The sequence below is a fragment of the Marinobacter sp. genome, assembly GCF_035268745.1.
Classification (GTDB): Bacteria; Pseudomonadota; Gammaproteobacteria; order Pseudomonadales; family Oleiphilaceae; genus Marinobacter.
Genome location: NZ_DATFKH010000206.1, coordinates 1 through 20,651 on the forward strand (window position 1 = coordinate 1; position 20,651 = coordinate 20,651).

Below are 20,651 nucleotides of genomic sequence, written 5' to 3' on the forward strand. Positions count from 1 at the left end.
CTCGGGTTGTTGGCGAATGGGCTATTGGAGCGCATCGCAGGGGTCGGCGTCGAATGTTTCCACTAGGAAAATAGATCTGTCCCGGTTTTCCCACATCTACTAGAGTTAGGAACAGGAGCTTATGAATTCAGTCACAACCAACGGACTTACATGATGAAATTGCCCATACAGGATCGTGAAACTGCTGGCCGGGAACTGGTCCATGCACTCGAAGACTATCGTGAGCGTGAACACCTGGTAGTGCTGGCGGCTGCAAAGTTGGACTGTCATCACGGGTTCAAAATCGTGCCCGGAGCAAGCCACCTGTTCGAAGAGCCCGGCAAGCTTGATATCGTCCAGGAAGCCGCCGCAGACTGGTTTAAAGATCACCTGACTGGAGCCCAACCATGAAGCTCGATGACCGGATAGCGCTCTTTTGCCTGGACAGCGGCAGCGATTTCGCTGCGCAAGTGGCAGCCCATCTGGGGATCCCCCTGGGGGAGCATGAAGAGCGGGATTTCGAGGATGGGGAGCACAAGATTCGCCCGCTGGAGACGGTTCGTAACCGCGATGTGTTCGTGGTTCAGTCGCTTTACGGCAGCGATGGTCTGAGCATCAACGACAAGCTGGCGCGCCTGCTGTTTTTACTGGCCAGCCTCCGGGACAATGGCGCAGCCCGGATCACCGCCGTCGTGCCCTACCTGTGCTACTCCCGCAAGGACCGCAGAACCAAGTCCCGTGATCCGGTCACCACGCGCTACCTGGCTCAGCTCTTCGAGGCTATGGGGATCGATACCATGGTGACAGTGGACGTCCACAACCGCGCCGCTTTCGAGAATGCCTTTCGCTGCCCCACGGTGCATCTGAGTGCCAGGGAAGCCTTCATTGATTTCCTCCTGCCCCAACTCAGGGACAGGGAAGTCACCGTCGCTTCCCCGGACGTGGGGGGCATCAAGCGTGCGGAACTGTTCCGCGAGTCATTGGAGAAGCGGCTGGAGCGACCCGTCAGCAGCGCTTTTATGGAAAAGCACCGCAGCGGCGGCGAACTGAGCGGATCTGCTGTGGTTGGCGATGTGCGTAACCGCACGGTGCTGATTCTGGATGACATGGTCGCAGGAGGCGGCACAATGCAGCGGGCCGCGGAGGCATTCAGGGATCAGGGCGCCGAAGAGTCGATCGCCATCGCCACTCACGGTGTTTTCTCCCGCGATGCCGGAGACAAACTGGCTTCGCCGGCACTGTCGAGGGTGATTCTTGGCAATACGGTTCCTCCGGAACTGCCGTCAACACTGCTGAAGACCAAGGTCGCGCAGGTCGATATCACTGCCGTTATCGCCGATACGATTATTGCTTTGCACCAGGGAAGCGACGTGACAGATCTGGAGTCCTGAGTCCGGATTTCCCGGGCATGCACGCGTCAGCCAGCAAAACTTTTGCCATGGTCAAACGCTATGGTCAGGTAATCCAGTGCCTTTTGTCGCCAGGGGCCCCGTCTCTCCTGGTAGTCGTCATCCAGGTGCCAGATGGCGAGCCTGGCCCGTTCTGTGGCTCGGTAAGCCTTGTAGAATGCGATGAGGGAGGCTTCCGGCTCATCTCCGGTGACCTGCCCGTAGACATCGAACAGAATCTTGCCCACTTTTTCGTCCCCAAGCTTTTCGCACTCCATTGCCAGAAAGGACAATTCATCCGCTGAATCCCGGATTCGCAGGTCGCGGTTGAACTCCAGGCAGTCGATCACCACGGGTGGATCCGTCAGGCAGACATGCTCCGGCCGCAAGTCGCCATGGGCCTCTACAAGCCGGCCGGCCGTTGCGCGATCAGCAAGGCGCACTGAATTGTTTTCGAGCAGGGTCATTTGCTGATCACAGACCGGTTTGACCCGGTTCCCGGGAAGGGAATAGTCAAGCAACTGGCGGTGGTTGTCTCTTATACCGTCGCGCAACCGCTGCAAGTAGTGCTCCCCTGACAGCTTTATGCTTTCGTTATTGAGATAAAAGCGGGCAAGCAACTCGGCAGCCGCCGTGATTCGCCAGTATGCCAGAGTTCCGGATTCAATCTGCGCTTCCAGCATCGACGCCTCTGGCAGGCGGCGCATAACCACCAACCAGTCCACGGTAACCCCTCCCCCTCCCAAAACCAGCCTTCCGCCTGGCTCAACGCTCAGCTGCTCGACACCGATATAGGTATCACCACCCAGTCGGGTGTTGAGACGAACCTCCTCGACGCAGTTCTGGTAGCGGTTATCCACCGAGGTGAAATCGAACAGTTGGCGAGCCAACGGCTTCTTGAGCTTGTAAACCCGCGGGCCAACGAGAAAGACCCATGACATGTGGGTTTCGAGTACTTCTACCTTATCGGCCGCGACCGGATAGGAAGCAGCATTCGACAGGAACGCTACTTTTTTCGAGATCTGGGGTAAACGGGAGCTATCAGCCACGGTTATCGGACCATGCCAGGTTTCCGTTCTCTATTTCGAACAGGTGTACAAAAAACGCAACAAACGCCTTTCGGAAGTCAAGGTATGAACGCATTGTAAAAATTGCTGCACCCCCAGAAAATTTTCCTTACCTTCACATTCTATCAGTGCGTCTTTCCGTTTTTCCCGCGCATCGTGCCAGCGTTTTGACAACAGCGCACTGTTCTCCGTGGTATCACGAGCCTCAACCAGCTTGAGACCGGATTCCTGTATCAATTGCTCATTGATACCCGGGGGGCTGAAAAAATACAGGCCGTCCGGGCATCGCTTCTCAAGCTCTTCATGTGAAATCAGTCCGCCAATAACCAGAGCGTCACTGAAAACGAATCTGCCACCGGATTTGAGCAACCTTTGGGTGTTGGCGAGAACGTCTCTTCGACCAGGGACATGACACAGGACATCGGTGGAATAGATGGCGTCAAAGGAATTATTTTCATAGGGTAATTCTCTGGACGCATCGTGTTGCTCGAATTTCACGAGGTCGGTGACCTTCTCTTTGTCGGCCAGAGCAGTCGCTGTTTTCACGCCCGACGCATTTATCTCGAACCCTGTAACCCGACAGCCTATACGTTTTGCCAGGCCTACAGCGTAGCCCCCGGATCCACACCCTATGTCCAGGACCGAGGAATCAGAGGTCAACTGGAGTAACTCGGGTATCTCGTGGGATTCTGCAGTCGAAGCCCAACTGGTTTGCCCATAGTCCTCGCCATAGGTCTCCAGCCGGATCTCGCTGTAGGTTTCAAGTGAGTAATTGCTGTACGAGCTACTGTAAAGATCGATATTTTTGCTCATGGATTCTTCCCTTTTTGTATTGCGGATCCTCGCCGTCCAACGCCGACGGTGGCAACGATGGTGAGCAGGACAATGCCAAAGACATGCAAGCCACTGAAGCCCTTCTTTGCGGGCGACGGCGCTGATGCTGTTCTATCCCCGGTTGTTTCACTCATTGCCAATGACAATGACACCTGATTGCCTTCTGAAACCGCTTTGATGCGGTATCTGGAACAATACCCTAGCTTGAGGTGTTTTTCGAAACCGGAAAGGTGTGAAAGCCGGGACAGATTTATTTCTCAAGGTTGATAGAACTGCCGGATAGCATCCAGAAATTTGTCTGCGTTCTGACGGGAGCCCTGCGGCCTAGTCCTCGTAAATCATCTTGCGGGTCATGCCGCCGTCGATCACGAAGTTCTGGCCGGTCACGAAGCCGGCCTCCGGCGAGACCAGGTAGGCCACCATAGCCGCCACATCCGCGGGTTTGCCGACACGCCCACTGGGATGCTGCTGGTGATCAGCGGCAGCCAGAGGCTCTGGCTCCGAGGGTGCATCAGCCTGCCAGGCACGGACATCTATCCAGCCCGGGCTGATACTGTTGGCCCGCACATCGGGCCCCAGGCTCACCGCCAGCGCATGGGTCAGGGCGATCAGCCCGCCCTTGGTTGCCGCATAGGCCTCGCTGTGGGGCTCAGACTGCAGGGCGCGGGTAGAGGCCATGTTGACGATGCTGCCCCGGCGTTGGCGCAGGTGCGGTACCGTGTGCTTTACCATTAAAAAGGCGCCGGTCAGGTTGACGTCGATTCGCCGTTGCCACTGATCCAGTTCAAGCGTCTCGATGGGGCCGGTGTCCGGATCTGCGAGCCCCGCATTATTGACCAGAGCGTCCAGCCCCTCGCCCCATCGCGCGGCCTCCTCCACGGCCGAGGCTACTTCCGGCTCGCGGGATACATCCATGGTGATCAGTAGCAGGTTGTCCGGATCGCCGAAATCCTGTCGGCATGCGCTGATTGCCTCTGCGTTCTGGTCGAGGATCACCACGCGCCAGTTCTTGTCCAGAAAATGCGCGGCAATACCCTTGCCGATGCCCTGGGCGCCGCCTGTTATGAGTATGACCGGGGCTTGCTGTGCCATGTGTCCTGGCTCCTTTTGATCAGGAAATGGGGTCAGACCCCCGTGCATTTGGTGCTGCAAAATGACATGGGGTCTGACCCCCCAAAATAAGTCTGCCCCGCTTCCCTGTTAGCACCAGCCCCTGGCCAGAACGGCTTCTTCAATTCGCTTGAGCGCATTGATCCAGGCCCCCAGGCGAATCGATTTAAGCTGGTGGCGTTCGGCGCACTCGGTGGCCTGTTGGAAACTGTTAACCAGACGTTGTCGACGTTGCTGACTGATGGTTTCCGAACCCCAATAGTCGTCGCTGAGGCCCTGGGTCCGTTCCATCTGGCAAAGATGAACACTGCCGGCGTTCGCCAGGACATCCGGTACGATGGTGACGCCGCGATTCAGCAGGAGTTCATCCGCTTCCAGGGTAGTGGGGCCGTTGGCGGCTTCAACGAGTATTCCAGCCTTCACCTGTTCTGCGACTTCTTTGGTAATCACTCCCTGCAATGCTGCTGGCACAAGCACATCGCAGTCACAGGCAAACAGCTCCTTGTTGGTGATCGGCCGGGTGTTTGGGAAGTTTCGCAGGCTGCCTTCTTTCTCCCGGTGTTTCAGCAGTTCATCAATGTTCAGGCCTTCCTCGGCGTAGACGCCACTGTCGATTTCGCGAATGGCAATGACCTTGCAGCCTGCTTCCTGAAACGCCTGGGCAGCGACTGAGCCCACCTGTCCGAAGCCTTGAATCGCGACGCGGGCACCCTCGAGCTTGAAATCAATCTGCTCGGCGGCTGCCTGAAAGACGTCGAAAACCCCGAGACCTGTGGCCTCGTAACCGCCCAGGGTACCACCCAGAATCGGTGGCTTGTCGTTCACCGCCGTTGGTGAGTGATGGCCGGTGATCTGCTCGTACTCATCGAGCATCCAGGCCATGCTTTGCATGTCGGTGCCTACGTCAGCGCCGGGGACATCACAATCGGGGCCGGAGGGCCTTAAATAGCGGATATAGGCTCGACACAGCCGTTCGAATTCGTGGTTACTGAGCTTGCGGGGATCAGCGGCAATGCCACCCTTGCCACCGCCAGCGGGAATTCGCCCTGCGGCATGCTTGATCGACATTACCAGAGCCAGCGCCTTGCACTCGTCGAAGTTGAGATCCGGTGAGATGCGGGTGCCATCCCGGGTAGGGCCGAGGGCATCTGTATGGCAGACACGGTGGGCGTCGAACACACGACTGCTGCCATCATCCATTTTTAGCGGGATGCGAAAGCTGATGGCCCGGCCAGGGGCGGACAGCAGTTCGACTACGTCCGGATTGATCTTGCCGATCTCTGCCGCCTGGTGCATCAGGCGGGTGCTTTGATCAAAGAAGTCATCCAAGGTGGTTTCTCCCCTGTGGCTGTGCTGATCGATCAGTTAAAGGTTGGTAGATTATGTCTGCGGCTGCAAATCAGTGGGGTCAGACCCCAGTACATTTGATGCTGCAAAATGACATGGGGTCTGACCCCAATGTACTAGACAGGAAAGTCATCGCAGCAGTCGCCCCAGCACCCGCTCGATGCGGCGCACAGGTTGGCGCCATTGCTCATAGAGGTCGGCATGAGGCGGGTCGGCCGGACTGGCAGTGACGTCCCCCAGTTGCCGGGTGTGCCTGGCCGAGGTGCCCAGGTATTCCAGTCGCTGGCGATCGGCGCTGTAGTTGTTGCAGAGGAAATTGATCATGGATTCGGTGAGCGGCAGATGATAAAGCTGGGTCAGCCGGGTGGCGATCAGCTCCGCTGCAGGCCCCAGGTTTTCCTGTATCTCCTTGGCGGAAGCGGTTCCAAGACCGACTTTGGCATCGGCACTGAAGCCGGTTTCCAGGCCCTCCAGGAAAATACCATTGCTGCTGTCAATCGCTCGCTGGACAGCCGGATTCGCCAGTTCCACCAGTGGTTCCAGAATCAGCGCCAGATGAATACCCAGGCGCTTGGCCTTGTCCACCCGCAGAGGCTCGCCCCGCTGCAGGATGCCCTGACTGCCCTTGGTGATCTGCATTTCATCCAGGTACCGGCAGAAGCCCTCCGTAAGGGCCAGCTTCTGGTCGTCTTCCAGGGCGATGGTGCTCTCCCGAATCAGCAAGCCCTGGCGTCGTTGGGTGCCGTTGCCGGCAGCGGTAGCGGGCAACTGGCGCCGACGCAGTCGCTCCCAGACCTTCAGGGCCCGGACTTTGGCACGATAGCTTTCCTGAAGGCGATCAATGGCCTGGCGTGTCAGCTTGGCGTAGCGCAATGCCCGGCGGAGTGCTTCCCGGGTGACCGCATCCCTGGCAAGAGCTGAGTGGCGCCCGGTTGACTCTGCCAGCCGCTGTCCCAGCTCGGCATTGGCCTGGGCCAGGCGCTGATCCGGGCTCATGCCCGCAGTGTCCGGGGCAAGGGAGAGAAGACCGGTTTCGGTCAACAGCGAGTTAAAATCGTGCAGGCGCTGTTGCGCCGAGGCCCGTACCTGTCGGTATTCGTTCTGGGTGCGTTCCATCTGATCCAGAACCCGGGCCAGTTTCCAGTCTCCCGCATAGTCGATGGTCAGCCGGGTGATACGGCGGTCACTGAGCAGCTCAAATGTCAACAGCAGCAGCTCTTCCACGTCCGTCAGGGACATGAGAGACAGATCGTCATAGTGGGCGGCGGTAAAGATCCGGGCAATAAAGTTACGATTCCGGGGAATGCCCGTCTCCTGAGATGGCGCGATCCCCTGCAGGCGCTGTTCCAGAGCCTGGAATACCAAAGGCGAGCTGCCCCGGAAAGCGGCAATGGCAAGTTCCCGTCGCGCTGCGCTGTGCCTGACCCAGTCTTCCACCCGGCTGTGCATGCCGGCCCGGCGGTAAATCTCGATACGCTGGGCAATTTCCGCCAATTCCCGGTCGCCGGTCAGATCCTCCACCGCCATGGCAATGCTGCTGGAGCCCACGTCCAGCTTGCCCAGAAGGATAAAGGCGGCTTCCCGCTGGCGCTGGTCGTCCGGCAGTGTGGCCAGATGCAGATCACGCAGGGTGAACATCAGATCCGGAGCCATATCCAGGGTGCGGGTGATATTGGCCCTGGCCCTGGCCTGGCGGTTGCCGCGTATGGCGTCGGCGGCGACACGGGCAATCAGGCCTATGGTGGCGGCCAGAACCACGTAGATGGCAAAGAAAATATAGGTGGCAACCGAGGCGGGCTCGCCATAACCCAGGTAGGATCCTCCCTGCATCGCCAGGAAAGTGACCGGGCCAGCGGTCCAAAGCAGTTGCAGCAAGGTCAGGGTCCAGGGAACTTTTCGGGTGCTGGCGGCCATGTCGTCAATGCGGCTGCGCCCGACCCGCTCCAGGTTAACCTGGGAACCGCCGCCTTCATCCAGCGGTTGTCTGCCGGGCCGAAACCTGCGGGGTAGAAAGCGGCTGATCATAAATTACCTAGGCTTCAATGCTGTTGGCAGCGCACACTAAACCCTTCACGGGACCGGAGCCAGATCTCCGGGGCGAAAGCACGGTAATCCCTTAGACGCGGTGACACTCCGGCAGGTTGAACTGCCCCCTGGGCCCCGGCTTTGGTCAGCCACAGCACTTCTTGAATTTGACGTCACTACCGCGGGTGCAGATAAAGGGACACCCACATCGAAACCGGACCAGATTCATTTTCCCGAATGTACGCCAGAACACCAGTACGAGAAATTCCTGGCAAAACGAAAGCCACGCTTTCAGGGCAATTGCGCCGATTGTGGTGATTCCGACACCAGCCCCAGCTCATCAAGTATCCGGGGGGCATCAAAGTGGCGCTGACCGATGAATGCAATGGCATGGGTGCCGTGGATGCGCATGGCGCCAGGGCTTGGAATGCCCATGGGCCAGAATACGAAGCGTTCCGGCCGCTCGGACTCAGGGATCAGCCCCTGGGCGTTGAACGGGCTGTGATATTGGCCGTCGGGGCCGGCAAGAGCTCTTAATTCCGCGTACGGCAATACTTCGAGAGGTTTTGCGGACTCCGGCGTTTCAGCGGGCAACACCCCCAGCAGATGATGAGTGTTGGATTCCAGCCACAGGGTAAATGGCTGTTCCGGATGGAGCGTTCGCCCGATATTGAATGGCTCCTGGGTAACCGGCAACGTTGGCTGAGGGCTGAAACCGCTGGCGGGGAAAAACTGATACCAGCAGCCACATTGATGCATCTGGTCATAGCCCAGAACTGTGCCCGAAGACGCCAGGTGAACACGCCAGGTGAGACCATCGAACTGGCCCGCGAGCAGGTCCAGTGGCTGGCCAGGCCTGCGTTCTTTAAACCAGAAACTGTAATTCAGTTGTACCGTTATCTGTTCCTGATAGCGCCCGAAGCTGATATGAGTATAGATTGTGGGCTGGTTGATATCCCGGATAATGGCTCCGGAGGCGTCGGCCATGAGCCGCAGTGGGCGGTCATTGGCAGCCAGGCCATTACCCGTGTGTCTGACCGCTATCGCTGGCATGAAGGCGTCAAGCAATTGCTGCTCTGCCGCTGGAGCCAGCATCGGTATGCCCAGCGCATCAGGTTCCTGCCGGCCAAGTAGCGCCAGTGCCTCACCAGGTTCGGGGGAAGGCCCCTGCCGGTCATAATGGGTCCACTGCCCGAATTTTCCGGGGCTGGCACTGGCAAACTCGCGCTGTTTTTCCTGAAAGTACTCGTGCTCGTTAACCACACCCATATAGAACGGTATAGCCGTCAAAGGATAAATGCCAAGCCAGCGTTTCCAGGTCTGATAGTGATCATCCGGAGCTACGCCGGTTAATCGGGGTAGCGCAGCCTGACGTTCTACAAGTGCCTCACCACAATCATCCAGTGCGCGCTCCACGGCTGCTTGGGTGCCCGGCCAGTGCTGGCTGAGCCGCCTTTTGTTTGCCGCTGGCAGCCGCTTCCATTCCATCAGCAGGCCTTCAACGGCGTTGTCATTCTGACGCATCAACCAGCGCAGGTATGCGCCTTCAGACAGCTCACCCGAATCGAAACTTGCCAGGAACCGTGAGGTGCGCAAGTGGGGGAAGCCCTGCACCCGCTGATGCCGGGCATCCACAATGCCGAGTTCCCCTGCCGTTGTTTCCAGGGCATCGTATCCGGCCAGGCAATCAGCGATGTCCTGCTGGATCAATGCCTGGCTATTTCGCATCGATCCCTGGTCGACAGTGGCGACATTGATACTGGAACAGCCTGCCAATACCGCCAGTGACAGAGTCGCTGCTATCCTGAAGCAATGGTTACGAAAGCTATCCGGCATGGCTCGGGAACTCTATTGAACGCTTGAATTGTGGCGATCACCGCTGCAGTCGCTGGTATCAGTGGCGCCGGCATAGTCCTGCAGAGCGCCCAGCAGTTCGGCCGCGTGGGTCATGCCAAGGCGATCTGACAACCACTGGGGCATTTGCCCACCCGGTTCGACACGCTGTAAGTAGTCGACACGGGTGGCCCCGGAAAGTTCGGTGTGCAGCGTCCAGCGTCCCTCGCTGAACGGAATTCTCTGGTAGCCGGCCTTTTCAGGCACAGCGTTCGGCCGGGACTCCATTTCCAGGGTTATTGGCGGGCCCTGGTGACGGGTAAACAGGGTGACACTGTCACGGGGCGACATGGGCCAGGCCGAGTCCGTCGCCATATATACCAGGGTCTGGTTCTCCTGCGGCCTTGCCAGGATTTTCAACGATTGCAGTTTCGGCACCCATCGTCGCAGATGGCAGGGTTCTTCGAGGACGGTCAGTACCTGTCTTACCGGTGCCGACACCAACACTGTGGCGTGGATCTCGTCCGGCCCCTGGCGGGCTACACGTTCGACTTCCACCGCCACCGCATAATCCGACAAACCGAACGCCGGTATCGCCAGCAAAACAGGGGCCATGGCCCTGAAAAGGTTTCCGTAAAACATCGCGGCTCCATTATCGGACCGAATCGCCATTTCGGTGAAAGCCACTGATCGTCGCCCCGCGCTGCTCAGAAAAAGCCTTTCATCTGCATCGTTTTTCAAGCTAACACCTTTGGCAGAGTTATTGTCAAATCTGGCCAGGGGGGTGGCCCGGTTTTCCGGCCGGTGGTACTTTGGCACTGAAAATCAGTATTGAGGGTTCGTGATTTAACTCCCGGGAAGCCGGGCTTCCCGTATCTGGCAAGGGAGAACAGTGATGACTTCCGATCCTGAATGGCAAGCGCGCTATGAAGACAGGCGCCAGGCCATGGTCGATCTGCAAATCGCCGGTCGTGGCATCGATAATCCGCAAGTATTGAGTGCCATGCGCTGCGTGCCCCGCGAGCGTTTTCTTGCGCCGGAAATGAGGGCACAGGCCTATGAAGACAGGCCGTTGCCGATTTCCGAGAAACAGACGATTTCCCAGCCCTATATCGTTGCCTACATGACGGCAGCGATGCAGCTTACCGGTGGTGGAAGCGTTCTGGAAATTGGCACTGGCTCAGGTTACGCCGCTGCCGTTCTGGCTGAAATCGCCAACCGGGTGGTTACCGTGGAACGCCACAAATCGCTGGCGGACCGTGCCCGCAAGATCCTGCACGAGCTCGGCTATGACAACGTCGAAGTGGTTCAGGCTGACGGCACCCTCGGTTGGCCGGAGGGCGCGCCTTACGATGGCATTGTGGTAACGGCGGGCGGCCCCAGTGTGCCCCGCGCACTCAAAGACCAACTGGCGGTTGGCGGACGTCTGGTCATTCCGGTCGGCGACCGGGAAACTGAACAGGCATTGGTGCGCATCACCCGGGTGTCTGAAGATGAATTTCATGAAGAGCAACTGTCGCGGGTCCGGTTCGTGCCCCTGGTGGGTGAGGCCGGCTGGCAGCGAAGATAATGGAGCGCCGCTATGCAAGATACCTCTACCAGCGAGCTGATTGCACGGGTTGCCGAACCCATTGACAATATCGAGTCAGACAATATTGACCCGTTGCTCGAACGGATCGGTGACTCCCGTATTGTGCTGATTGGCGAAGCCTCCCATGGCACGTCGGAGTTTTACCGGTATCGGGCCCGGATAACCCGGGCGCTGATTGAAAGCAAAGGCTTTGATTCTGTGGCGGTTGAGGCCGACTGGCCGGATGCCGGCCGGATTGATCACTACGTTCGTCACAGGCAGACACCCGCCGCTGAATGGACGGCCTTTACCCGGTTCCCGACCTGGATGTGGCGTAACCAGGAGGTGCGCGAATTTGTTGACTGGCTCCGCGAACACAACGCCGGTATCAGTGATCCGAAACGGCGCGCGGGTTTCTATGGCCTGGATTTATACAGCCTGTTTACCTCCATCGACGCGGTGCTCGAGTACCTTGAAGAGGTGGATCAGGAGACAGCAGCCATTGCGCGGGAGCGTTACAGTTGCCTGGCGCCGTTCCAGTCGGACCCGGCCACCTATGGCCGGGCCACGCTGACCGGACGCCACCGCGAGTGTGAACCGGATGTGGTGAACATGCTCACCGACCTGCTCGACAAACGCCTGAAATACGCGGCACAGGATGGCTCCCGGTTTATGGACGCGGTCCAGAATGCCCGTCTTATCGCCAATGCGGAGCGTTATTACCGCAGTATGTACAGTGGCTATAGCGATTCCTGGAATTTGCGCGACCAACACATGTTCGATACGCTCGAAGCACTTCTGGCCCACGGTGGAGAGAACAGCAAAGTCGTGGTCTGGGAGCATAATTCTCACGTTGGCAACGCTCGCGCTACCGATATGCTTGCCCGCGGACAACACAATGTCGGGCAGCTGTGTCGGGAAGCCTACGGCGACCAGGCCTATCTGATCGGCTTTGGCACCCACACTGGCACTGTAGCCGCAGCTGCAGACTGGGGCGATCCGATGGAGGTCAAGCAGGTTCGGCCTTCGCTCGCCGGCAGCTGGGAGCGGCTGTGCCATGAAAGCGGGGTGCCTGCATTCCGGTTGCCACTGCGACACCCGGCTTCCGATACGCTGGACAAGCGTCTGCACGACAGCCGACCAGAACGCGCGATAGGCGTGATCTACCGCCCGGAAACCGAGCGCCAGAGCCATTACTTCATGGCACAGCTGGCCAGGCAATTCGACGAATACATCTGGTTCGACCGCACTGAGGCGGTCACGCCGTTGAATACCGAAACTTTGCGCGGAGTGCCTGACACCTATCCTTTCGGGCTGTGAGCGTCTGCAGGTGGTAGAATGAAGCCCCGCAACTGATTCGTACAGCGATATAGGCTTTTCTATGTGGATGCGTGCCACCTGTTTGCTGGACCTGGACATCCGGGTCGAGACGCCCTTTATATTCATGTTGCGGCCACGCAGCGGCTGGCAACAGTGGATCGGTCGTGGCCATTACCTGTTAAAGCCCAGCGTACAGGCCGTTGAGTTTACGGATCCTTTTGGCAACCTGTGCCAGCGGGTGGTGGCACCGCCCGGACACTTCTCCGTCCAGACGTCATTTGATGTTCAAACAGCCGAAGACTCTGATACGGCGCCGGGAGCCCCCTTTGTCGAAGTGCAGCAGCTGCCTGAAGACACCCTGCCGTTCCTGTTGCCCAGTCGTTATTGCGAGTCGGATCTTTTCACCCAGCTGGCGTCTTCCATCGTGGCAGGGCGAATGCCCGGGTACGATCAGTGTAGCGCGATTGTCGATTACATTCGCCGGACCATCCAATACACTCCCGGGGCGGGTCAGTCGATTATCAGTGCCTGGGAGGTCAGTCAGCGGTCACAGGCGGTCTGCCGTGACATGGCGCACCTGGGGATCGCCTGTTGTCGGGCGCTGTCGATCCCGGCCCGCCTGGTGGTGGGTTATTATGAACACCTGCAACCGATGGACCTGCATGCCTGGTTCGAGGCTTATGTCGGGGGACGGTGGTACGCGTTTGATACCACCCAGAGCAGCATGAAGGGCGGAAGAATCGTCGTCGCCTACGGCCGGGACGCGGCAGACGTGGCCATCTACACCCAGTTCGGGGAGCCGGTCGAGATCCTCAATATGGAAGTCACTCTGGGTCGGATCTCTGCGCCTTGCTGATGGCAGTTTTCCGGAAAGACCGGCGAAGTGATTCCGGCAGGCGGCCCCAGTATGCCCGCTGCACTCAAAGATCAACTGGCGGTCGGCGGGTGCCGGCCACGCCGCGAATCTGTCGAATCCCGATGCGGTCATTGATGCTTGCGAGGTTTTCCGAAAAGGTCTCTCAGTTCATCCTTAGCGGCCTCAAGGCGCGCTCTCTGCTCATCGGGAAGCTGTTTTCCGGCCCGGTTCATGTAGAACGTCAGCATCGACATAGCAGATCGGTAAGGGTCTGATTTTCGCCGCTTACTGTCCTCGGCAGACGCTTTCAGAGAGCGGGCAATTTCTCTGGGGTCTTCCAGGGTGAATACACCGTTTTCCAGATCCAGTGCATCGCTGGATTCGTTCACCTTCTGCGACCAGCCTTCAGATTGACTCATCGTTTTATCCGCCTCCTTCGTCGTGGTCCGGGCCAAAGCGACCCCGACATGCCGAGGCGGCTTTGATTCTGGCTGTGCCCTCTGGACGGCCCTTGCCGGATCGTTCGGGCAAAAGTCAGTGGCAGTGGGCGGACTGCTCCTCATCCCGCGGGTCGCCCATGCCGCCTTTCAGGCCATACCGGATCAGCAGCAGGTTGGCGGGCCAGGCGGCAAAGAACCCGATTGACAGCGACACGTAAAGCGATGACCAGAACAGCGCATCGCCCATGGTTGACTGCCCTCCCAGGTACAGGTCCGTGGTGATGGCCACCGATTCCATCACCACAATGCTGATGGTTTCCGCCAGGAACGCACCTTTGAACGCGTCTTTGAAGGCCATTCCGTTCTGCATCATCGGGCCGATGTTGAAGGCAAAACCGAAAAGGTAGGCCAGTGTGAAAGTGATAATCGCGGCCCAAAAATTGCCCATGGCAAAGAACCCGACCGAAATAATCACGCCGAGGATCTCGCCAATGCCGCATCCGGAATAGCAGTGAGCCACGGAGCGGAAGCCCTTCCGGGCGAGGCTGTCGGTTGGTATCTGTTTGCGTCCGGAGTAGCGGTAGATCAGCACACCAATCGGGCCGGAATAGAGGACGGTTAACCCCCAGACCCACTGCATCATGGACGCAATGTGGCTGTTTCTGGTGCGCAGGTCGTAAATGACCCAGGCCAGACTGAGAGCCACCAGCGCCAGCCATATGCCCAGCCCGGTCCAGGTGTCGATAAGGCTCTGTACTTGCTCAATCATAAGAGTTACTAAGCTCTTTTGCCCGAAAATGGTCGCCTTTAACAGAGTTATGCATCAATAGGGCTATTTCAAGTGCTGCTTTGTTGCTGGAAAACCGAAACAGACCTGTTTTCCCTGATTCAGGTATGGGCAAGCGCCCGCACGCAGAGCTGGAACAGCTGTGCCGAGAAAAACCGGTGCTCGCCCGGCTGGTCTGCCACGAACAGCTGGCCACCGGAGTCGCGGATTCCACCTTCAATCATCAGGTTATCGCTCATCCCGAAGTTCTCGATGGTGTGGCCCAGTTGGTCCAGATCGGTTGCGCCAGCGCGTCCATGGTAGTGCCGGCGTTCCAGAGTGAATCCGAAGGCGGGTTTTCCCTGGCCGATCATGTAGCCCACTTCGAACACGGTGCCCGGGTCGGCGCTGATACCGCGGAAGGGTGTCAGGTTGGCGATGATGGCCTCGCAGCTGTCCATCAGTTCGCGGTTGGCATGGTAAATGCGGTGGCCGCGGTCAGGTCTGGCTTCGTCCCCTGAAAATGTAAGCACCGTATCCAGCGGGTCCACACCGTCAAATCCGTATTCCCGGAGCAGGCGTTTTTTCTCGGCCACGATGGCCTGGTGTTCCCCGGCCGGGAAGAAGACCTCCGGGCCGGCGAGGTAGATGCGTTTCGGCTCTGCCATGGGTGCCTCTCAGGAATGATAGAACCGGCGGATAGTATCCAGCCAACGGTCTGCAACCTGGCGGTTCACATCCATGGGCGTCGGGCACCTAAAAACCGGGACACCAGTGTCCCGTCTGGTTAATTCGTTGACCTACTGCATTGACGCTCGGGCCTCTGGCCGAGGCGCCAGTTCGCAGGTGTAGTGGTTCTACATCAAGGGCTGGCAACACAGGTCCAGAGGCCCGAGCGACAAGCCCTCCGGGAGCCCCTGAAAGCCTTGAGAGCGGTGTTGCGTCGGCTCGATTTGGAACCACCAAACCTTCGCCACCGCGCCTTGCTCTCAAGACTTTCAGGGGCTCAGTAGATCAGCGAATTAACCAAACGGGACACTAGTTTCCTTTTTTGAATTTTGCTTTGCAATTGCCGCTCATGCACAGTGTACAGTAGTGCTCACGGTCCTCGTGCCTGGTGCCCTCTGCGATAATGATGCCGCAGCCGTTGCAGAGCAGGGTACCAACGTCTCCGTTGAATTTTACAATTGCGTGTTCGTAATTCATAAGATGTTTTGCGAGAAACCCGTCTTCGAGGCGGGGAGGGATAGCTTGTCGGCGTAAGCCGACCCTGCTCTCACAATCCTTTCGACTGAGCTATCAAACATTAATGGAAGTAGTGTTGGTGCCAAAACTTCAAACACTTATCTCACCTTACGATGCTCACGTCGGGTCAGACTGCTGGTAAGGGAAACTCGGAACAGATCTGTTTTCCCTGGCCGCACCGCGGGTGGCAATGTGACAAGTCCAGTTGTGATTCGTTCTTTTTTGTAAAACTGGTTTTATCAGAACAGGCAGTCTATTCTTCCTGTACTTCACTTTGGTCAAAATCTGATATTTTTCGTTCCCTTGACTGTAACAATACCTCAATACGATATTTATCATGGCAACACAGGGAAGCCGTTCGCAACGATTGTTGGAGCTGATCGACCAGGAATTCAAATCCATCGTTGGTCCGATTGGCGAATTACTGATTGAAGACGCCCGCAAGCTGGGGCGTCGTAAAGGCTGGAAAGGCCCCTCAGCGCCGCGTCATTATATCAGCGCGCTGGCTGCCAATATCGACAGTGAGCGCGATAGAGAGGCTTTTCTTGACGCCACCAGCAAGGTGGTTTACAGCTTCACATCCGGCTCCGGCACAAACCTGCCACGACGTTGATTAACAAGGAGTTACCCGCCCCATGTTCGGAAAACGCTTACCGATAAGCACCCAGTTTGTATTGTTGCTGGTCTGTGTGCTGGCGCTGAATGGCGGCGCCTTCTTTTTAATGCTTAAAAATGTTTATCTGCAGGAACTGCGTGCTCAGGCACAGACAGTGGTGGCCAATGTTGAAGCCTTCGGCAGCTGGGTGGCCCAGCATGGGCGTATCTGGGTGCGTGAGGACCAGGACAGCTTTCTGGGGCGGATGGATGTGCAACCGGTGAATAACCCAGGTCAGACAACGACCTTCTATTCCAAAAACCCGGCGCTGGCGCAGCGGGAATTTTCAGAGGCGGTGGCGGCCTCGGAATCACCGGCCAAGTTCCGGATGACGTCGCTCAACGTGATGAACCCGGCCAATACCCCCGATGCCTTTGAGTCACGAGCCCTGAACAACATTCAGTCGGGTGGTTTACCTGAGTTTTTTGAAACCGTCGGTGGTGAGTATCGTTATGCCAAACCGGTATTCCACACTGCTGCCTGCATCAACTGTCATGGCAGTGCCGACAGCGCGCCCCAGGATGTACTGACCCGTTACGGCAGTGAAAATGGCTTTGGCTTCGAGGAAGGGGATCTGGCTGGCATCATCAGTGTGACCATTCCGCAACGCAACATTCTGGCCGGATCGGTCTCGATGTTTGGCTTTGTCGGAATTGCCGCCATGGCTCTGTCGATTCTGGTGATTCTGTGGTTTGTACGGCGCAGCATTATCCGCCCGGTGCACGAACTGACGCATATGGCCGACAACATATCCAGGGGCCAGGAAGCCGATCTGGATGTCGCTGCTATTCCGGGAAACAGCCGTAACGAAATTGACCAGTTGAAACTGGCCACCTCGCGGATGAAAACCAGCTTTAACCTCTCGATGCGCAAGCTGAAAGAAGCTCGTGAAACCGCCCAGAAAGCCATCAGGGTGGCGAAGTCACTGAAAGCACAACAGGACCAGCAGAATAAACAGAAGGACCCGTAAAAATGTCTGGTTCTGCTGCAGACTATTTTTCTCCAGATTTTGCGTTTGAATGGGTGTAACGCTGTCAGGGGTCGGCCCTGTCGGGGGGCTTGCCATCTGATGAATCCCTGGGTTCTTTGTTGGGCGTTGGTTTTTGGAAGTGTGCTGATCTGGTCGGGCATTGACCCGAAAGATCAATTGACATGGTTACTTGAGGTATCGCCCGGAATTGTCGGTGGTCTGCTCCTATTAGCCACTTACAGGCGATTTCCGCTCACCCCGTTGCTTTACACACTGATACTGGCCCACTGTGTCATCCTGTTTGTGGGCGGACACTACACCTACGCCGAGGTGCCGCTGTTCGACGGCCTGTTTGGCAGTGAGCGAAACAACTACGACAAACTGGGCCATTTTTTCCAGGGCCTGGTGCCGGCGTTAATCACGCGGGAAATTCTTGTGCGTCGCGAAGTGGTGGACGGTGGTTGGCTGGTATTGTTTGTTGTGTCCGTTGCACTGGCCTTCAGCGCCTTGTATGAGCTGATCGAATGGTGGGTGGCGCTGCTGTCGGACGAGGCTGCGGACGCTTTCCTCGGGACCCAGGGGTACGTCTGGGATACCCAGTCTGATATGTTCATGGCTTTGATCGGTGCTGTCTGCGCGGTGGTGTTTTTGTCTCGCTGGCACGACGTGCAACTGTCTTCGCTGGCGGATAAGGGTCCGGATACCACCGGATAGGAAACCAAGGGACAGACTCATGATGCTGGTCGTCAGCGCAGAGTCGCCGATATTTTCAGGATGATCAGTGCCGTGATGACCGGTTCAGCAAGGCCCAGAGCTCCTCAGAGGTAACACTGGTGAAGAAGCATGTTGTAAAAGCGTTTGTGGCGCGGTTTTGCCCCGCGTTCCTCGTTGTGTTGCTTGCTTTGCCCGGTGTCTCGATGGCAAGCAGCAAACTGACGTTCGCGTTCAGCGAAACATCACCGCCTTACAGTTTTTCAGTGGACGGCAGGGCTGTCGGGCTGTTCCCGGATCTGGTGCAGCTGGCATTCAGTTTTATCCCCGACTATACCCCGGAAAATGCGTTGATGCCCTGGTCGAGGGCGCAACACAACGTCAGGCTGGGCCTCACCGATGGCCTTCTCACCTATCCGTCGACGGAGCGGCAGGACTACGCAATCTTTTCAGCGAAACCGCTTTTCACCCAGGACTATGGCCACCTGGTTTATTCGGCGGAAAACCCCAATAAAGGCCTGATCGAGTCGGCTACCAGCTTTGCTGATCTGGCCAGTCTGACGGTTATCGTCGAGAAGGGCTCCAAATGGGAAGAGAACAATATTCCCGGCTATCTGAAGCGTGTGCCGGGCCAGAACGTGAGTTCGATGATGCATCTTCTTATGCTGCGACAGGCCGGGGATTTTTTGATACAGCCTGCTGAAGACGCCCGATTCATGGCCCGAAAACTTGGCTACTCGAACAAGCTGAAAGTTCGCAACGTTGATTTTATTCCGAATTCCCTGATCCCTTTTCACATTGGCGTTTCGCGGAAGTTTCCATCTGCGAAGGAGGTGATCAATCAGGTTGATGCGGCCATGCAGAATCCCGAGTTCCAGTCGCAACTGAGCACTCTGATCGACAGTTATCGATAACGCAGAACATTGTTCCCGCCACCGACAATTAAGACATTGTAAGCTTTTCGAGCCCGGGGATTACATTCAGGAAAACCCGGGTTAGTGCCTATGGCTTTAAAGCAGTCACTGCGTCATCTTGTGAAGCCAGGGACTCAATCGCCCTGCAATCCGTTAACCTGATGGAGTGAACAGACCATGAACAGGATTCCTGCTTTTATTGCGATAGCAACCCTGGGCACACTTTCTGCGACCGCAGCCGCCGATATGTACAAATCCGGCGGTGGCAGCCTCTACGCTGGGGGCAATTACACATTTGTAAATATTGATGTCGGTAGCGATGACGCTGATCTGGGTACTCTGTCAGCGAAGGTCGGGGGTTACGTAACCCCTTATTTCGGCCTTGAGGCCCGTGCCGGTTTTGGTGTTGCCGATGAAGATGTAGGTCCCGGCTCGGACCTGTCGGTGAACAGTTTTTTTGGCGGATACGCCACCATCAATGTGGTTAATGAATCTCCGGTGACGCCCTACGGGATTATCGGGTTCACCCGCTATGAACTGGAGCTGGACGGCCCCGGTGCATCGATAAAGGAGGACGAGACCGACCTTTCATTCGGTGCGGGCGTGAACGTGGCGATTACCGAGGAGTTATCCGGTAACGTTGAATACATGCGCTATGTCGACACAGACGATGCCACCGCGGATGGCATCGGCCTGGGCCTGACCTTTCACTTCTGAACATAACGGGGCGCGAGCCCCGTTTTCGGTTGAAAGGGAGCAATCCATGGACAGAATTATGCGAAAACCGCGCTAAAACCGTTTGCCATGGCCGCGTTCGATGCGGCCGGAAAGTCAGGGCGGGTCAGTATTTTTCGCCGGGCTTTTGCTCCCGTTTTCTGTTCAGTGTCTGCCGCCGGGCCCATCCGTAAAGGAGCATGCAAAGGACGCCCACCGAGATCAGGATCCAGCCCACACCGTCGGCCATCTGGGTGTTGCCGTCAGCACTGACGAACGTAATGATGCCGCCAATGATCAGGCCATGCAGCCCCATAATGAAAAGGACAAGCAGGCTCTTGCGCGGTTCTGTTTTCACTACCGTTTTAGGGTCTTCCATTCTTGCCTCCTGAAAAAAATACCAGAAGCCGTCTGTCCGACTCATGGCTTAAGCCTGTACCTCATTAAACGGTTAGGGTTTTTGTCGGGGATTCAAGGTTCACGCCTTTCCCTCTCTGGAGCTATAATCCTGAGCAATCCGGATTTCTGATCTGATTTCCCATTGCCTGATTGCCGGTCTCATCCCTGATGCGCTCCCCGACGTATACCTTCTCGAGCCGGCGGTTTTCATTCTCCAGCTGTTTCAGGCGGGTCATGATCGTTGCGTCCATACCGCCGGACGTGGCATAAGCCTGATTTTCAAATTCTTTAAATTCGCAGTGTCGAAAAATCTGAACGACATTGCCACAGAAAGAGCATGACCTTCATGCGCATTCGCGTAACGCACCAAAGGATTACGCTTGTTCTGCAGTTGATACTGGCGGCTGAAGCTGTCCTGGCCATTCTGGGTCAGAGATGGTTTACCGCTTTTCTGACCTCAATGATCATCGCCATCACCTTCTTTCCGCTGCTGTTTGAGCGCCGTTTC

Annotated in this window: 22 protein-coding genes; 10 read left to right on the top strand and 12 right to left on the bottom strand. The window is 57.2% G+C overall.

The window, feature by feature from the left end:
- Window positions 1-150: 150 nt before the first annotated feature.
- Window positions 151-390 carry a hypothetical protein gene (locus VJ956_RS13755; RefSeq protein WP_324085611.1) on the top strand — a complete coding sequence of 80 codons (240 nt, stop codon included), beginning with the start codon at window positions 151-153 and terminating at the stop codon, window positions 388-390.
- A complete protein-coding gene (locus tag VJ956_RS13760) occupies window positions 387-1,370 on the top strand; it encodes a ribose-phosphate pyrophosphokinase (protein WP_324085612.1) in 984 nt (327 codons plus the stop codon). Before VJ956_RS13755 ends, VJ956_RS13760 begins: the two co-directional genes overlap by 4 nt.
- A gap of 26 nt (window positions 1,371-1,396) precedes the next feature.
- Here VJ956_RS13760 and VJ956_RS13765 read toward each other — a convergent pair whose 3' ends face one another.
- From VJ956_RS13765 to VJ956_RS13795, 7 genes are all read right to left on the bottom strand, one after another.
- On the bottom strand, window positions 1,397-2,416 hold the full coding sequence (locus tag VJ956_RS13765) for a hypothetical protein (RefSeq protein ID WP_324085613.1): 1,020 nt from the start codon (window positions 2,414-2,416) through the stop codon (window positions 1,397-1,399).
- A 30-nt stretch (window positions 2,417-2,446) separates the two neighbouring features.
- The gene (locus VJ956_RS13770) at window positions 2,447-3,247 is read right to left on the bottom strand and encodes an SAM-dependent methyltransferase (protein WP_324085614.1); all 801 of its coding nucleotides are present in this window, start codon (window positions 3,245-3,247) and stop codon (window positions 2,447-2,449) included.
- 345 nt (window positions 3,248-3,592) lie between these two features.
- Entirely contained in the window at window positions 3,593-4,360 is a 768-nt protein-coding gene (locus VJ956_RS13775; RefSeq protein ID WP_324085615.1) for an SDR family oxidoreductase, read from the bottom strand.
- 108 nt (window positions 4,361-4,468) lie between these two features.
- Complete coding sequence (locus VJ956_RS13780; protein WP_324085616.1) at window positions 4,469-5,707, bottom strand: Glu/Leu/Phe/Val dehydrogenase; 1,239 nt, start codon at window positions 5,705-5,707, stop codon at window positions 4,469-4,471.
- 147 nt (window positions 5,708-5,854) lie between these two features.
- Window positions 5,855-7,750 carry a hypothetical protein gene (locus VJ956_RS13785; RefSeq protein WP_324085617.1) on the bottom strand — a complete coding sequence of 632 codons (1,896 nt, stop codon included), beginning with the start codon at window positions 7,748-7,750 and terminating at the stop codon, window positions 5,855-5,857.
- 291 nt (window positions 7,751-8,041) lie between these two features.
- Window positions 8,042-9,586, bottom strand: coding sequence for a hypothetical protein (locus VJ956_RS13790; protein WP_324085618.1), 1,545 nt, complete (start codon window positions 9,584-9,586; stop codon window positions 8,042-8,044).
- A 12-nt stretch (window positions 9,587-9,598) separates the two neighbouring features.
- The gene (locus VJ956_RS13795; protein WP_324085619.1) at window positions 9,599-10,225 is read right to left on the bottom strand and encodes an START domain-containing protein; all 627 of its coding nucleotides are present in this window, start codon (window positions 10,223-10,225) and stop codon (window positions 9,599-9,601) included.
- Window positions 10,226-10,478: 253 nt separating this feature from the next.
- Here VJ956_RS13795 and VJ956_RS13800 point away from each other — a divergent pair, with 253 nt between their 5' ends.
- The 3 genes from VJ956_RS13800 (at window position 10,479) to VJ956_RS13810 (ending at window position 13,329) form a co-directional block, all read left to right on the top strand.
- Window positions 10,479-11,153 (top strand): protein-L-isoaspartate(D-aspartate) O-methyltransferase, encoded by a 675-nt coding sequence (locus VJ956_RS13800; protein WP_324085620.1) that lies wholly within the window; start codon window positions 10,479-10,481, stop codon window positions 11,151-11,153.
- A gap of 12 nt (window positions 11,154-11,165) precedes the next feature.
- Complete coding sequence (locus VJ956_RS13805; RefSeq protein ID WP_324085621.1) at window positions 11,166-12,473, top strand: erythromycin esterase family protein; 1,308 nt, start codon at window positions 11,166-11,168, stop codon at window positions 12,471-12,473.
- 67 nt (window positions 12,474-12,540) lie between these two features.
- Window positions 12,541-13,329, top strand: coding sequence for a transglutaminase family protein (locus VJ956_RS13810; protein ID WP_324085622.1), 789 nt, complete (start codon window positions 12,541-12,543; stop codon window positions 13,327-13,329).
- Between the two features lie 128 nt (window positions 13,330-13,457).
- On the opposite strand, the gene VJ956_RS13815 is transcribed toward VJ956_RS13810, so the two are convergent.
- From VJ956_RS13815 to VJ956_RS13825, 3 genes are all read right to left on the bottom strand, one after another.
- The gene (locus VJ956_RS13815; RefSeq protein WP_324085623.1) at window positions 13,458-13,748 is read right to left on the bottom strand and encodes a DUF3175 domain-containing protein; all 291 of its coding nucleotides are present in this window, start codon (window positions 13,746-13,748) and stop codon (window positions 13,458-13,460) included.
- A 115-nt stretch (window positions 13,749-13,863) separates the two neighbouring features.
- Window positions 13,864-14,538: a DUF4396 domain-containing protein gene (locus tag VJ956_RS13820; protein ID WP_324085624.1), complete on the bottom strand. Its 675-nt coding sequence runs from the start codon at window positions 14,536-14,538 to the stop codon at window positions 13,864-13,866.
- A 119-nt stretch (window positions 14,539-14,657) separates the two neighbouring features.
- A complete protein-coding gene (locus VJ956_RS13825) occupies window positions 14,658-15,203 on the bottom strand; it encodes a nucleoside 2-deoxyribosyltransferase (RefSeq protein ID WP_324085625.1) in 546 nt (181 codons plus the stop codon).
- A 914-nt stretch (window positions 15,204-16,117) separates the two neighbouring features.
- Here VJ956_RS13825 and VJ956_RS13830 point away from each other — a divergent pair.
- The 5 genes from VJ956_RS13830 to VJ956_RS13850 all read left to right on the top strand — a co-directional run bounded on the left by VJ956_RS13830 (window position 16,118) and on the right by VJ956_RS13850 (window position 19,747).
- On the top strand, window positions 16,118-16,393 hold the full coding sequence (locus tag VJ956_RS13830) for a hypothetical protein (protein ID WP_324085626.1): 276 nt from the start codon (window positions 16,118-16,120) through the stop codon (window positions 16,391-16,393).
- 22 nt (window positions 16,394-16,415) lie between these two features.
- Window positions 16,416-17,405 (top strand): c-type heme family protein, encoded by a 990-nt coding sequence (locus VJ956_RS13835; protein WP_324085627.1) that lies wholly within the window; start codon window positions 16,416-16,418, stop codon window positions 17,403-17,405.
- A 99-nt stretch (window positions 17,406-17,504) separates the two neighbouring features.
- Complete coding sequence (locus VJ956_RS13840) at window positions 17,505-18,119, top strand: DUF2238 domain-containing protein (RefSeq protein ID WP_324085628.1); 615 nt, start codon at window positions 17,505-17,507, stop codon at window positions 18,117-18,119.
- A 203-nt stretch (window positions 18,120-18,322) separates the two neighbouring features.
- Window positions 18,323-19,030 carry a transporter substrate-binding domain-containing protein gene (locus VJ956_RS13845; protein WP_324085629.1) on the top strand — a complete coding sequence of 236 codons (708 nt, stop codon included), beginning with the start codon at window positions 18,323-18,325 and terminating at the stop codon, window positions 19,028-19,030.
- A 177-nt stretch (window positions 19,031-19,207) separates the two neighbouring features.
- A complete protein-coding gene (locus VJ956_RS13850; protein ID WP_324085630.1) occupies window positions 19,208-19,747 on the top strand; it encodes a porin family protein in 540 nt (179 codons plus the stop codon).
- Between the two features lie 124 nt (window positions 19,748-19,871).
- On the opposite strand, the gene VJ956_RS13855 is transcribed toward VJ956_RS13850, so the two are convergent.
- On the bottom strand, window positions 19,872-20,123 hold the full coding sequence (locus VJ956_RS13855) for a hypothetical protein (RefSeq protein WP_324085631.1): 252 nt from the start codon (window positions 20,121-20,123) through the stop codon (window positions 19,872-19,874).
- 121 nt (window positions 20,124-20,244) lie between these two features.
- Entirely contained in the window at window positions 20,245-20,379 is a 135-nt protein-coding gene (locus tag VJ956_RS13860; protein ID WP_324085632.1) for a hypothetical protein, read from the bottom strand.
- Window positions 20,380-20,651 lie beyond the last annotated feature (272 nt).

Coding starts and splice junctions, on each gene's coding strand:
- VJ956_RS13755 (WP_324085611.1), top strand. CDS start 151: ATGATGAAATTGCCCATACAGGATCGTGAAACTGCTGGCCGGGAACTG.
- VJ956_RS13760 (WP_324085612.1), top strand. CDS start 387: ATGAAGCTCGATGACCGGATAGCGCTCTTTTGCCTGGACAGCGGCAGC.
- VJ956_RS13770 (WP_324085614.1), bottom strand. CDS start 3,247: ATGAGCAAAAATATCGATCTTTACAGTAGCTCGTACAGCAATTACTCA.
- VJ956_RS13775 (WP_324085615.1), bottom strand. CDS start 4,360: ATGGCACAGCAAGCCCCGGTCATACTCATAACAGGCGGCGCCCAGGGC.
- VJ956_RS13785 (WP_324085617.1), bottom strand. CDS start 7,750: ATGATCAGCCGCTTTCTACCCCGCAGGTTTCGGCCCGGCAGACAACCG.
- VJ956_RS13790 (WP_324085618.1), bottom strand. CDS start 9,586: ATGCCGGATAGCTTTCGTAACCATTGCTTCAGGATAGCAGCGACTCTG.
- VJ956_RS13795 (WP_324085619.1), bottom strand. CDS start 10,225: ATGTTTTACGGAAACCTTTTCAGGGCCATGGCCCCTGTTTTGCTGGCG.
- VJ956_RS13800 (WP_324085620.1), top strand. CDS start 10,479: ATGACTTCCGATCCTGAATGGCAAGCGCGCTATGAAGACAGGCGCCAG.
- VJ956_RS13805 (WP_324085621.1), top strand. CDS start 11,166: ATGCAAGATACCTCTACCAGCGAGCTGATTGCACGGGTTGCCGAACCC.
- VJ956_RS13810 (WP_324085622.1), top strand. CDS start 12,541: ATGCGTGCCACCTGTTTGCTGGACCTGGACATCCGGGTCGAGACGCCC.
- VJ956_RS13815 (WP_324085623.1), bottom strand. CDS start 13,748: ATGAGTCAATCTGAAGGCTGGTCGCAGAAGGTGAACGAATCCAGCGAT.
- VJ956_RS13820 (WP_324085624.1), bottom strand. CDS start 14,538: ATGATTGAGCAAGTACAGAGCCTTATCGACACCTGGACCGGGCTGGGC.
- VJ956_RS13825 (WP_324085625.1), bottom strand. CDS start 15,203: ATGGCAGAGCCGAAACGCATCTACCTCGCCGGCCCGGAGGTCTTCTTC.
- VJ956_RS13830 (WP_324085626.1), top strand. CDS start 16,118: ATGGCAACACAGGGAAGCCGTTCGCAACGATTGTTGGAGCTGATCGAC.
- VJ956_RS13835 (WP_324085627.1), top strand. CDS start 16,416: ATGTTCGGAAAACGCTTACCGATAAGCACCCAGTTTGTATTGTTGCTG.
- VJ956_RS13840 (WP_324085628.1), top strand. CDS start 17,505: ATGAATCCCTGGGTTCTTTGTTGGGCGTTGGTTTTTGGAAGTGTGCTG.
- VJ956_RS13845 (WP_324085629.1), top strand. CDS start 18,323: ATGGCAAGCAGCAAACTGACGTTCGCGTTCAGCGAAACATCACCGCCT.
- VJ956_RS13850 (WP_324085630.1), top strand. CDS start 19,208: ATGAACAGGATTCCTGCTTTTATTGCGATAGCAACCCTGGGCACACTT.
- VJ956_RS13855 (WP_324085631.1), bottom strand. CDS start 20,123: ATGGAAGACCCTAAAACGGTAGTGAAAACAGAACCGCGCAAGAGCCTG.
- VJ956_RS13860 (WP_324085632.1), bottom strand. CDS start 20,379: ATGACCCGCCTGAAACAGCTGGAGAATGAAAACCGCCGGCTCGAGAAG.